The sequence below is a fragment of the Sulfitobacter sp. 1A12779 genome (genome assembly GCF_043557315.1).
Taxonomy (GTDB): Bacteria; Pseudomonadota; Alphaproteobacteria; order Rhodobacterales; family Rhodobacteraceae; genus Sulfitobacter; species Sulfitobacter faviae.
Map to the genome: position 1 here is coordinate 1 of NZ_JBIFFU010000044.1, position 11,790 is coordinate 11,790.

Sequence of the window (11,790 nt, forward strand, 5' to 3'; positions counted from 1 at the left end):
CCTCCCAAACAGGATGAATCACAGATCAGCCCTCAAGGGAATCTATTCCGATTCAGGTTTTGCGTCGGACGCTTTAGCAGAGACTGATCGGCTTACCCCGCGATCAGCCCCATGCTTTCGAGCTTCAGCAACACCTGATGCGCGCAGTTGTCGACCTCGACATTCTCGGTCTCCAGCACCAGTTCGGCGTTCTGCGGCACATCGTAGGGGTCGGAGATGCCGGTGAACTCTTTGATCTTGCCTTCCCGCGCCAGCTTGTAGAGCCCCTTGCGGTCGCGGCGTTCGCATTCCTCGATGGAGGTTGCGACATGCACCTCGACGAAGGCGCCGAAGCTCTCCACATCCTCGCGCACCGCACGGCGGGTGGCGGCATAGGGCGCGATCGGTGCGCAGATGGCGATCCCGCCGTTCTTGGTGATCTCGGAGGCGACATAGCCGATGCGGCGGATGTTCAGATCGCGGTGCTCTTTCGAGAAGCCCAACTCAGAACTGAGGTTTTTCCGCACGATATCCCCGTCCAGCAGTGTCACGGGGCGGCCACCCATTTCCATCAGCTTGACCATCAGCGCGTTGGCAATGGTGGACTTGCCGGAGCCGGAGAAACCGGTGAAGAAGACGGTGAACCCCTGTTTGGACCGCGGCGGGGAGGTGCGGCGCAGTTCCTTGACGACCTCGGGGAAGGAGAACCACTCAGGGATCTCCAAACCTTCCCGCAGGCGACGGCGCAGCTCGGTGCCCGAGATGTTCAGAATGGTGACGCTGTCCTTGTCCTCGATCTCATCCATGGCCTCATATTGCGCGCGTTCCTGCACCCAGACCATATGTTTGAAATCGACCATTTCGATGCCCATCTCCTCCTGATGCGCGCGGAACAATTCCTGCGCGTCATAGGGGCCATAGAAATCCTCACCGGCGGAGTTCTTGCCGGGGCCGGCATGGTCGCGACCGACGATGAAATGGGTGCAACCGTGGTTCTTGCGGATCAGCCCGTGCCAAACGGCCTCGCGCGGGCCAGCCATGCGCATGGCGAGGTTCAGGAGCGACATGGAGGTCGTGGCGGCAGGGTATTTGTCGAGCACAGCCTCATAGCAGCGCACGCGGGTGAAGTGATCCACGTCGCCCGGTTTGGTCATGCCGACGACCGGGTGGATCAGCAGGTTGGCCTGCGCCTCACGCGCGGCGCGGAAGGTGAGTTCCTGATGCGCGCGGTGCAGCGGGTTGCGGGTTTGAAAGGCCACGACGCGGCGCCAGCCCAGCTTGCGGAAATGGGCGCGCAGCTCGTTAGGCGTGTCGCGGCGCGCGCGGAAATCGTAGTGCACGGGCTGCTGGATGCCGGTCACCGGACCGCCGAGATAAACGTTGCCCGCTTGGTTGTGCAGGTAGTTCACCGCCGGATGCGCCTCGTCATCGGCGCCAAAGACCTTCTCGGCCTCGCGCGATTTGTTCGGGGTCCAGCGGTCGGTCACGGTCATGGTCGCGAGGATCACGCCCTCTTGGTCGCGCAGGGCGATGTCCTGCCCTACTTCCAGCTTCTCGGCGAAATCCTCGGTCACGTCGAGGGTGATGGGCATCGGCCAGAGGGAGCCATCCGCCAGACGCATATTCTCGACCACGCTGTCGTAGTCCTCTTCACCCAAGAACCCTTTCAGCGGGTTAAAGCCGCCGTTCATCAAGAGTTCCAGATCGCAGATTTGGCGCGGGGTGAGGTCGAGGCTCACCAGATTGCCCGCCTCCACCTTCAGCTTTTGCGACGACTCGTAAGAGACGTAAAGTTCGGGGATCGACGTGAGGTTGCTGGGCATCATGACTATCACTTTTCTTCAGGGAACAGGCGGCTTTGGTCCCGGCTGCCATAGCTGTAAAAGATGTGAAAAGTCTATAGAACTAAGGGGTGTCGCCCCGTTAAAGGCCGAAATCCCATGATCCGAGGGTGGCCTGCAATTCGGGTGCTGAGGGGCGGCGGAAACCGGAATTATCTCCGCCGCGCCTTCGTCTGAGTTAAACGTCTTCCTTCACCTCGGCCCCGTAGCCGAGCGGGAGGGAGGTATCTTTGCCGTCATCATCGCCCACTTCGGCAAGGAAACGCTCGGCTTCGAGTGCAGCCATGCAGCCCATGCCGGCGCTGGTCACCGCTTGGCGGTACTTGTGGTCGGTCAGATCGCCCGCGGCAAAGACGCCGGGGATCGAGGTTTCGGTGCTGTCGGGTTTGGTCACGACATAGCCGCCCATGTGGGTCTCCAGTGTGTCTTTGACCAACTCGTTGGCAGGCGCATGGCCGATGGCGACAAAGACGCCCTTGGCGGGAATGTCGGTGATCTCGCCGGTCTTGGTGTGTTTGACCTTCACGCCCTCGACGCCGAGCGGGTTGTCGGTGCCGTAGACCTCATGCAGCTCATGGAACCACAGCGGCTCGATCTTGGGGTTCTTCATCAGTCGGTCGATCAGGATCTTCTCGGCGCGCAGCTCGTCCCGGCGGTGGATCAGCGTGACCTTGGAGGCGAAGTTGGTGAGGAACAGCGCCTCTTCCACGGCGGTGTTGCCGCCGCCGATCACGACGATCTCCTGACCGCGGTAGAAGAAGCCATCGCAGGTGGCACAGGCCGAGACGCCGAAGCCCTTGAACTTTTCTTCGCTCTCCAGCCCCAGCCACTTCGCGCGGGCGCCGGTGGCGAGGATCACGGAATCTGCGACGTAAGTCGTGCCGCTGTCGCCCTTGGCGTGGAAGGGGCGGCTCGACAGGTCGAGGTCGGTGATGATGTCACCGATGATCTCGGTCCCCATGGCCTTGGCGTGGTCCTGCATGCGGATCATCAGGTCGGGGCCCTGCACCTCGCTGTCGCCGGGCCAGTTCTCAACCTCGGTGGTGGTGGTCAGCTGGCCGCCCGGCTCGATCCCCTGCACGAGGATCGGCTCCAGCATGGCGCGGCTTGCGTAGACCCCGGCGGTATAGCCCGCAGGGCCGGAGCCGATGATCAGTACCTTGGTTTTACGTGTCTCGGCCATCTGGCGCCCCCGGGCTGTCATTGATATTGCCCGCCTCATATAGCGATAGCCGCGAAGCCGTTAAACCCCTGCCGTCACCGCCCCGTCATTACGCTTGCGTGAGCGGTAAGGGCGGTTGGCCTCAAGGATCGCGATAAAGAATATTGCGCTTGTGTGAAACTTTATTGCGTGTACCACGCAGGCTGCTATAAGAATCGAAAATTCACTGAGGATGTTATGGCGGGTACACGACTTGATCCGATAGACCGGATGATCTTGGCCGAGTTGCAATCTGATGGCCGGATGACGAATGTCGAACTGGCCAAACGCGTCGGCATCTCTGCACCGCCCTGTTTGCGCCGCGTGCGCACCTTGGAAGAGCAGGGCTATATCAAAGGCTATCATGCGGATGTCGATGCGCGGGAACTGGGCTTTGAGGTGCAGGTCTTCGCCATGGTCGGGCTGGCCAGTCAGGCCGAGGCTGATCTGAGCGCGTTTGAAGAGAAATGCCGTGGTTGGCCGCTGGTGCGTGAGTGCCATATGCTCAACGGGGAAGTCGATTTCATCCTGAAATGCGTGGCACCGGATCTGTCGAGCTTTCAAAGTTTCCTGACCGGGCAATTGCTGACCACGCCCAATGTGGAAAGCGTGAAGACCAGCCTCGTGATCCGCGGGGCCAAGGATGAGCCCGGCGTGCCTTTCGATGTGTTGGAGGCGCGGCTGTCGACAGCGCCTTGAAATCAGCTGTCGGCGCGGTCTTCTGCCGCCGCGGGCGCGCGGGGATGGGCGAGGGGGCCGAAATCATGCCCATGCGCGATCTGCGGAAACATGGAGAGAAAGCGATCCCGCAGGCCGGGTGTTGCGTCACGCAGCGCTTGAGCGCCGGGGTGAAAGGTCTCCATCTCTAGCCCGCCTGCCTTGATCACCGCATGACGCGACAGGCAGATATGAAACAGGCGCACCGGGGTTGGCGGGGTGACCTCGATCACATTGACCCCATCCACGAATTCGCACAGCGGGGTGAGCAGGCGGCTGCCCCCCGCCGCGGCCCGCAGGTGGGGCGGCGTCTGGAGCACCCGCGCGGCGGGGCCGAGGGTGAGGAACGAACTGGGGCGCCCCTCGCCGAAACTGTCGGGCATGATGCGGATGAGGGGCAGCCGCCCACTGTCTGCCGGGATGAAACGGCTCGACCCGATCCAGATCAACTGCGCCGGACCTCCGGCACTTGTGTTGATCATATCGCCGGGCTGGAGATCTTCGATGGGGATGTCGCCCTGCACCGTTTGGATCGGCGTCCCGCGGGCAAAGGCCGCGAAAGCGGCTTCGAGAAGTGGCGCGGTGGGCGCGGTGTCTTGGCCGATATAGAGCGACCCAACGGCGCGGAGCGCGGCGACTTCATAGCTGCGCATCGGCGCGGGCGGTGGGCCTTCGGCTTTGGTGGCGGTCTCAGTCATGCAAAACCCTTTGTCGGCCCGGCACAGCGCTGCCGAGGGCGGCATGCACCGGCGCGGGCTGACGGATACTGCGCCATGTTCTGAGGGATTTGTCAAAATATCCGGCCTGAGTGCTGCGCTTTGCGCGCCAATCTTGGCTGAATGCGGGGGGCTGTTTCCGGGCCGGGTGCGTGATCGCCATATTCGCGTGAAAACGCCCCTCGCAACGAATCAACGTCACGAGGGGCGGTCTGCTATACCGGGCGCGTGGCACCGGTACCGGGGGAAACTTTTCAGGCGGTCTTGCGGACCGGGGCGTTGCCCGAGCGTTTGGCGATGAAAGCGGCGCGGCGCGCACCGCGGGCCCAAGGCATGACGGTGTCGGTCTTGGCCGCTGTCTCGACAACGGATTTGATGAAGCGCGGGTTCTTTTTCATGGCTCTGTTCCTCTTCGGGTCACGCGGGCATCGTTGCATCCACTATCGCAGTGCAATCGGGCCGGTTTTTGACCGTGGGCGAGAAACTTGTGGGAAATTGACGGCTTGGAAGGGCGGTTTTGGGCGCCTTTGCCATACTTCGAAAAGTGTTAATTTTCGGTGGCTTGCAGGGGGTGCGAGAAACAATGCTGCCGCAAGGGGCTGATTGTGCCAGATATCGCGACAGCAATGCGGCGCAAAACGGGCAGGCTTTGCCGCAATCCCGCCCCGTTCAGAGGGTGATCGCCGAGAGCAAGCGGCCATAGTCCGCTTCTTTAGCGTGGGTCGTGCGCCGGTAGGAATAGAATCGCGCGGCATCGGCGTAGGTGCAATGCCGCGTCCATTCCGCGTGGCCCACGCCTGCCGCGCGCAGCCGGTTCAGGCCAAAGCCGGGCAGGTCGAAATGCAGCCGGTCGCCTTCGCCTTGGGCAAAGTAGCGGGCAAACTCGGGGTCGGCATTCATAAAGTTGTCCAGAAACTCCGGTCCGACCTCATAGGCGCGCTGGCTGATGGAGGGGCCGATCACCGCGGTGATCTTTTCGCGGGTGGCGCCGAGATCGACCATGGCGTCGACCGTCGCCTCGAGTATCCCGTCAAGCGCGCCGCGCCAGCCCGCATGGGCCGCGCCCACCACTCCGGCCTGCGCATCGGCAAAGAGCACGGGCTGACAGTCGGCGGTCAGGATCGACAGGGCGATGCCGGGGGTCTTGGTGACCAAGGCATCGGCACGGGGCTTGTCGTCCTGCGGCTCCGTCACCGTGACCACGGTGGCGGAATGCACCTGATGCACGCCGACAAGATGGTCGGCAGGTAGGCCCATCGCCTCGGCGGCGCGGGCGCGGTTGATGCGCACGATCTCGGACTGGTCTGAGCTGCCGCTGCCGCAGTTCAGCCCGGAAAACACCCCCGAAGACGCGCCGCCACGGCGGGTGAAAAACCCGTGCCGCAAAGGCGCAAGCGCATCGGATGTCAGAATTTCGAGCATCATACTTCTGTCCCCGGGGGCGGGGTCTGACCTTTTTGGTAGAGCCCCATCACTTTGAACAGGTTTCCCATTTCCGCCGGGTGCGTCAACCGTCGATGTGCGGCAATATGGTTGCTGAGCGCGTCGCCGGTCAGCGCCTCGGCCAGTTTCTGCGCGCGGGGGGTGATGCCCAACCGCTCCAGAAAAACGCCTTGGGTGACCACGCGGCTATGGGGGCAGGGGCAGGCGCGGGCCAGCGCCTCGAAATCAACATGGGCGGTCAGGTCGGCCTGCCCGGGATTGGCGAGCGGGTCGGCGGGGCTGTGGTTTTCCAGCGCTTGCAGCGTGTCGCCCAAGGCGCGCCAATCGCCATAGTCGATAATCAGCCCCGCCCCGCCATGGTCCGCGATGCGTTTGCCGATCTCTTCCATGATCTCCGCCGCCGGGGCGCAAAGCTCAACAAGGTCGCCGTCTTTCGTATCCTCCAGCCGATGGGCAAGGGCAGGCTGTGGGGTCACGGGGCCGAGGCCAAAGGTCAGCGCCCCCTCTGCCGCGCCCACCCGGCGCTCGGCCCAGCCTGCGCCTTGGCGGATGAATTGCCGGATCGGCAGCGCGTCGAAAAATTCATTGGCGACCAGGAACAGCGGCGCATCTGGCAGGTCAGCGGCATTTTCGGCCCAAGTGACCTCGGCCCCTCGCAGCGTCTCGCGCTGCACATCGCGTAACGTAGGAGAGGCCTCGACCAGCGTGACCTGCGCCGCGTCCTGAAACCCCGGCACCCGCGCCGTGGCGCGCAGAATGTCGGCCATCAATGTCCCCCGACCCGGCCCAAGCTCGGCCAGTGTGAAGGGGGAGGACGCGCCCTGATCCAGCCAGTTTTGCGCCAGCGACAGGCCGATCAACTCGCCAAACATCTGGCTGATCTCGGGGGCGGTGATGAAATCCCCCTCCGGGCCGAAAGGCGCGCGGGTGGTGTAGTACCCCCAATCGGGATGCAGCAGGCAGGACTGCATATAGGCGTCCAGCCGCATCGGCCCTTCCAGCGCGATCCTTGTGAGCAGATGGTCCTTCAGGCTCATGTCTGCCGCCGCGCTCGGATGATGAGGAAGACGCCCACGGCAATCATCGGCAGCGATAGGAACTGCCCCATGGTCAGCCCCCAGCCGCCGATATGCCATGCCAGCCCCAGCGGGTTGCCGGGGGTGACGAATTGCGCGTCGGGTTGGCGCAGGAACTCCACCGCGAACCGTGCCGCGCCATAGCCTGCAAGGAAAGTGCCACCGATCAGCCCCGGCATTTTGAGCGCGCCGCGTTTCCACGCCATCCACAGCAGCACGCCGCCCAAGAGCAAACCCTCCAGCAGCGCCTCATAAAGTTGCGAGGGGTGGCGCGCGCAGATGCCCGCCACATCGGGGCAGAACTGCGCCGCTTCACCGGGGAAGGCTACGCCCCAAGGCAGATCGGTCGGGCGGCCCCACAGTTCGGCATTGATGAAATTCGCCAGCCGCCCCAGAAACAGCCCCGGCGCCAGCCCCAGACAGACCATATCCCCGGTCGAAATCACCGGAATCCGGTGCCGCCATGTATAGAAAAGCCCGGCCAGAATGACCCCAAGCGCGCCGCCATGGAAGGACATGCCGCCCTCCCAAAGCTGCAAGATCGCGGCGGGGTTCGACAGGTAATAGGCCGGTTGGTAGAACAGCACATAGCCCAAACGTCCGCCAAGGATCACGCCCAGAATGACCCAAAAGAGCAGGTCCTCGACCTGACCGGGCTTCATCACAGGCGTGTCGCTCTTCCACAGTTGGGGGCGTTTGACCGCCGCAGTGGCAATGCGCCAGCCAAGCAGGATACCCACGATATAGGCCAGCGCATACCAGCGCAGCGCGAAGGTGGAACCAAACAGGGTCACCGAAAAGATTTCCGGCGCGATATCGGGGAAGGGGAGCATGGCTATCATGCTGCTGATTGAGCAAGGCCGCGCGGGGAAGTCAACCTTGCGAGCAAGGGCGCCGCGCCCCATATAGAGGCTAACAAACCTCCGGAGGCCAGACATGCAGACCCGCAACAAGTTTTTCGACGATGTTTCACAGATGATGACAAACGCGATGGGCGTCGCCCAAGGCGCCAAGGACGAGGCCGAGACCGCCTTCAAGGGCATGCTCGACCGTTGGCTCGCCGACCGTGATTTCGTCACCCGTGAGGAGTTCGACGCGGTGCGCGCCATGGCGCAGAAGGCCCGCGAAGAGAACGAAGCGCTTAAAGCGCGGCTCGACAAGCTCGAAGCCAAGGACTGAACCCGATAGAGTTTGATCAGCCGCCCCGGGCCGGGGCGGCGATCCCCCGCGTGGACAGGGGCCGCTTGCGGCCCCTCGCGCCCTCTCCCTCCAATTTATAGACGATTTCCGCGATTTACCCACAAGTTATTGCGGTTATCCCCTATCAATTGTGGTTATCCCCAAGAAAAAACTTGCCAGACTGTTCCGCTGCAAGCACCATATCTTGTATAGGTGATGTGAACCTACACGCCTATTTGTGCAGGCTTCCATGCATGGTGGGCCAAGTCCCGCCCCGTGGAACAGATTGAGAGGTGGCGAAATGGCCCTGTCCGAGCATTACCTTGAAGAAGAAATCCACCCCATTGATATCGTTGAAAATCTCGCGGCCCATCACGATTGGGAATTCGACCGCGTGGCGGATGACCAGATCGCCATGGCGGTCGAGGGGCAGTGGCGGACCTATTCCATCACGCTGGCATGGTCGGCTTACGACGAAACGCTGCGCCTGATCTGCACCTTCGAGATGGAGCCTCCGGCTGAAAAACTGCCGGAACTTTACGAATTGTTAAACCTCGTCAACGATCAATGCTGGGCGGGGGCCTTCAGCTTCTGGGCCGATCAGCAGTTGATGGTCTACCGCTACGGGCTGGTTTTGGCGGGCGGACAGGTCGCGGGGCCAGAGCAGATCGACATGATGATCGGTGCCGCCGTCATGAGCGCGGAACGCTACTATCCTGCGCTGCAATTGCTGGTCTGGGGCGATCAAACCCCCAAGGCCGCGATGGACGTCGCCATTGCAGAGGCTTACGGCCGAGCGTAACAAAGTCCCCGAACAACTTCGGGGGATAGGATGAAAGACGGGAGAGTGGCACGCGACGGTCTGGTTTTGCTGGGCTGTGGCAAAATGGGATCGGCCATGTTGGAAGGCTGGCTGGCGCAGGGGCTGCCTGAAAGCGCGGTCTGGGTCGTGGACCCGAAACCGTCCGATTGGCTGCAAGGCACCGGCGTGAACCTGAACGCCGACCTGCCTGCCGCGCCAGCAGTGGTGCTGGTGGCGGTCAAACCGCAGATGATGGCGGATGCGCTGCCGACGCTTCAGGCGATGGGCAATGGTGAGACGCTGTTCGTCAGCGTCGCGGCGGGCACGACCATCGGCTATTTCGAAAGCGTCCTCGGCGGCGACACGCCCATTGTGCGGGCCATGCCCAACACGCCTGCTGCCATTTCCAAAGGGATCACCGCCATCGTCGGCAACGCCAAGGCGGGAAGCCGGTCTTTGGATGAAGCCGAAACGCTATTGAGCGCGGTGGGTGAGGTCGTCCGCCTGACCGAAGAGGCGCAGATCGACGCGGTCACGGGGGTTAGCGGCTCCGGCCCGGCCTATGTCTTTCACATGATCGAATGCATGGCCGCCGCCGGTGTGGCCCAAGGCCTGCCCGAGGAATTGGCGATGCAATTGGCCAAGGCGACGGTCGCCGGGGCAGGGGCGCTGGCGATGCAGGCTGAAGAGGATCCGGCCCAGCTGCGCGTCAACGTCACCAGCCCCAATGGCACGACCCAAGCGGCGCTTGAGGTTTTGATGGATGAGGCCGAAGGCTTCCCGCCCCTTCTCAAGCGCGCAGTCGCCGCCGCGGCGGACAGATCGCGGGAGCTGGCCAATGGCTGAGATCACTTTCGACGATTTCCTCAAGGTCGATATTCGCGTCGGCACCGTGACCCGGGCAGAAGCCTTTCCGGAAGCACGCAAGCCGGCGATCAAACTCTGGGTAGATTTCGGCGAGGAGATCGGCGAGCGTAAGACCTCGGCCCAGATCACCGCGCATTATACGCCGGAGACGCTGGTGGGGCGGCAGGTCGTGGCCGTGGTTAACTTCCCCGCGCGCCAGATCGGGCCTTTCATGTCCGAGGTGCTGGTGCTTGGCCTGCCCGACAAGGACGGAGAGATCGTGCTTTTGTCGCCCGATCAAAAAGTGCCCGAAGGAGGGCGGATGCATTGAAAAAGATATTGATTGCCAGACCCTTGCCTAAGGAAGTCACCGAAGCATTGAAGGGCTGCGAAGTGACGGTGCGCGAGGAAACCGCGCCGCTTTCGGGCGAAGAAATGCGCGCGGCGCTGCGCGACTATGACGGGGTGATGCCGACCCTGGGGGATGCCTTCTCGGCCGAGGTTTTCGCCGATGTGCCCGAGCCGCGCTGCAAGATCCTCGCCAATTTCGGCGTCGGTTATAACCACATCGACGCGGCCGCGGCCCGCGCGGCGGGGGTGGAGGTGACCAACACCCCCGGCGCCGTCACCGATGCCACGGCGGATGTTGCCATGACGCTTATGCTCATGTCCGCCCGCCGCGCTGCCGAAGGGGAGCGGCTGGTCCGCTCCGGCGCTTGGGCCGGTTGGCACCCGACGCAGATGTTGGGGCTGCATTTGACCGGCAAACGGGTCGGCATCGTTGGCATGGGGCGGATCGGGCAGGCCATCGCGCGGCGCTGCCACTATGGGTTCGACATGCAGGTCAGCTATTTCAACCGCAGTGAGAAAGACCTCGATTTTCCCGCCACCCGTGTCGAAAGCCTGACCGCGCTGGCCGAAGCCGTGGATGTGCTTGTCATCGCCGTGCCCGGCGGCGGCGAGACGCGGCATCTGATCGATGGGACTGTTCTCGGCGCGATGCAGCCCCATGCCCATCTGATCAACATAGCCCGCGGCGATGTGGTGCAGGAGGCCGCCTTGATCGAAGCCCTTCAAGCGGGGCGCATTGGCGGTGCGGGTTTGGATGTCTATGAGTTCGAGCCCAAGGTGCCACAGGCGCTGCGTGATCTCGACAATGCTGTGCTGCTGCCGCATCTCGGCACGGCGGCGCATGAAGTCCGTGTCGATATGGGGCTGATGGCCGTTGCCAATCTACAAGCCTTCATCGACGGAGAGACCCCGCCAAACCGGGTTTAACCGTCGCCCACAGCGGCGCGCCAGTGTTTACGGCAGAGCGAGACATAGGTCTCGTTCCCGCCGATCTGCACCTGCGCGCCGTCCCGCATCGCTTGCCCTTCGGCGTCGCGGCGCACGACCATCGTGGCCTTCTTGCCGCAATGGCAAATGGTGCGCACTTCGCGCATCTCATCGGCCAGCGCCAGCAGGGTGGCGGAACCGGGGAAAAGCTCACCCCGGAAATCGACCCGCAGGCCAAAACACATGATCGGCACGCCCAGATCATCCACCGCGCGGGCCAGTTGCCAGACCTGCTCGACCTCAAGAAACTGCGCCTCATCGACAAAGATACAGGCGCAGGGGCCTTGCTCCAACCGGGCTTCGATCTTGGCCAAAAGGTCTTCGCCCGGGGCGAAAGTATCGGCCTCTTGCCCGATGCCGATACGGGAGGCGATGCGCCCTTCGCCCGCGCGGTTGTCGAACTGCGCGGTGAGCAAAAAGGGCACCATGCCGCGTTCCACATAGTTATGCGCCGCTTGAAGCAGCACCGTGGATTTACCGGCGTTCATGGTGGAGTAATTGAAGTAGAGCTTTGCCATGGGCAGGGTGTTACGCCGCCCATGACAGCGGATCAAGATGCAAACCCCGCCCTGATCCTAGTGTTCTCCACCTGACAGGAGATTCCCATCGGCAACGTGATGTGCCATATTTGAGGCATGAGACGCGATGACAT

14 protein-coding genes are annotated in these 11,790 nt (G+C 62.9%); 6 read left to right on the top strand and 8 right to left on the bottom strand.

The window, feature by feature from the left end:
- Window positions 1-92: 92 nt before the first annotated feature.
- Window positions 93-1,805 (bottom strand): bifunctional sulfate adenylyltransferase/adenylylsulfate kinase, encoded by a 1,713-nt coding sequence (locus ACGYLQ_RS20120; RefSeq protein WP_394444543.1) that lies wholly within the window; start codon window positions 1,803-1,805, stop codon window positions 93-95.
- Between the two features lie 193 nt (window positions 1,806-1,998).
- Window positions 1,999-3,003 (bottom strand): thioredoxin-disulfide reductase, encoded by a 1,005-nt coding sequence (gene trxB / locus ACGYLQ_RS20125; RefSeq protein WP_271688145.1) that lies wholly within the window; start codon window positions 3,001-3,003, stop codon window positions 1,999-2,001.
- A gap of 216 nt (window positions 3,004-3,219) precedes the next feature.
- Here trxB and ACGYLQ_RS20130 point away from each other — a divergent pair, with 216 nt between their 5' ends.
- Complete coding sequence (locus ACGYLQ_RS20130) at window positions 3,220-3,720, top strand: Lrp/AsnC family transcriptional regulator (protein WP_067267317.1); 501 nt, start codon at window positions 3,220-3,222, stop codon at window positions 3,718-3,720.
- 2 nt (window positions 3,721-3,722) lie between these two features.
- Here ACGYLQ_RS20130 and ACGYLQ_RS20135 read toward each other — a convergent pair whose 3' ends face one another.
- From ACGYLQ_RS20135 to lgt, 5 genes are all read right to left on the bottom strand, one after another.
- A complete protein-coding gene (locus ACGYLQ_RS20135) occupies window positions 3,723-4,436 on the bottom strand; it encodes a Hint domain-containing protein (RefSeq protein WP_394444545.1) in 714 nt (237 codons plus the stop codon).
- Between the two features lie 272 nt (window positions 4,437-4,708).
- On the bottom strand, window positions 4,709-4,852 hold the full coding sequence (locus tag ACGYLQ_RS20140) for a hypothetical protein (RefSeq protein ID WP_169306083.1): 144 nt from the start codon (window positions 4,850-4,852) through the stop codon (window positions 4,709-4,711).
- Window positions 4,853-5,123: 271 nt separating this feature from the next.
- Entirely contained in the window at window positions 5,124-5,879 is a 756-nt protein-coding gene (gene pgeF / locus ACGYLQ_RS20145; RefSeq protein ID WP_394444547.1) for a peptidoglycan editing factor PgeF, read from the bottom strand.
- Window positions 5,876-6,934 (bottom strand): class I SAM-dependent methyltransferase, encoded by a 1,059-nt coding sequence (locus ACGYLQ_RS20150; RefSeq protein ID WP_394444549.1) that lies wholly within the window; start codon window positions 6,932-6,934, stop codon window positions 5,876-5,878. Before ACGYLQ_RS20150 ends, pgeF begins: the two co-directional genes overlap by 4 nt.
- Complete coding sequence (lgt, locus tag ACGYLQ_RS20155; RefSeq protein WP_394444550.1) at window positions 6,931-7,815, bottom strand: prolipoprotein diacylglyceryl transferase; 885 nt, start codon at window positions 7,813-7,815, stop codon at window positions 6,931-6,933. The genes ACGYLQ_RS20150 and lgt overlap by 4 nt, the downstream gene beginning before the upstream one ends.
- 94 nt (window positions 7,816-7,909) lie before the next feature.
- On the opposite strand from lgt, the gene ACGYLQ_RS20160 reads away from it, so the two are divergent.
- From ACGYLQ_RS20160 to ACGYLQ_RS20180, 5 genes are all read left to right on the top strand, one after another.
- Complete coding sequence (locus tag ACGYLQ_RS20160; RefSeq protein ID WP_067267308.1) at window positions 7,910-8,152, top strand: accessory factor UbiK family protein; 243 nt, start codon at window positions 7,910-7,912, stop codon at window positions 8,150-8,152.
- A gap of 301 nt (window positions 8,153-8,453) precedes the next feature.
- Window positions 8,454-8,954, top strand: a complete 501-nt coding sequence (locus ACGYLQ_RS20165; protein ID WP_394444552.1) for a YbjN domain-containing protein — start codon at window positions 8,454-8,456, stop codon at window positions 8,952-8,954.
- A gap of 30 nt (window positions 8,955-8,984) precedes the next feature.
- Window positions 8,985-9,800 carry a pyrroline-5-carboxylate reductase gene (proC, locus tag ACGYLQ_RS20170; RefSeq protein ID WP_394444553.1) on the top strand — a complete coding sequence of 272 codons (816 nt, stop codon included), beginning with the start codon at window positions 8,985-8,987 and terminating at the stop codon, window positions 9,798-9,800.
- On the top strand, window positions 9,793-10,131 hold the full coding sequence (locus tag ACGYLQ_RS20175) for a tRNA-binding protein (RefSeq protein WP_209218245.1): 339 nt from the start codon (window positions 9,793-9,795) through the stop codon (window positions 10,129-10,131). The genes proC and ACGYLQ_RS20175 overlap by 8 nt, the downstream gene beginning before the upstream one ends.
- Window positions 10,128-11,078, top strand: coding sequence for a 2-hydroxyacid dehydrogenase (locus ACGYLQ_RS20180; RefSeq protein WP_394444555.1), 951 nt, complete (start codon window positions 10,128-10,130; stop codon window positions 11,076-11,078). Before ACGYLQ_RS20175 ends, ACGYLQ_RS20180 begins: the two co-directional genes overlap by 4 nt.
- Here the strand turns inward: ACGYLQ_RS20180 and ACGYLQ_RS20185 are convergent.
- Entirely contained in the window at window positions 11,075-11,656 is a 582-nt protein-coding gene (locus ACGYLQ_RS20185; protein WP_067267300.1) for a thymidine kinase, read from the bottom strand. The two genes, ACGYLQ_RS20180 and ACGYLQ_RS20185, sit on opposite strands and share 4 nt — an antisense overlap.
- Between the last annotated feature and the right edge of the window lie 134 nt (window positions 11,657-11,790).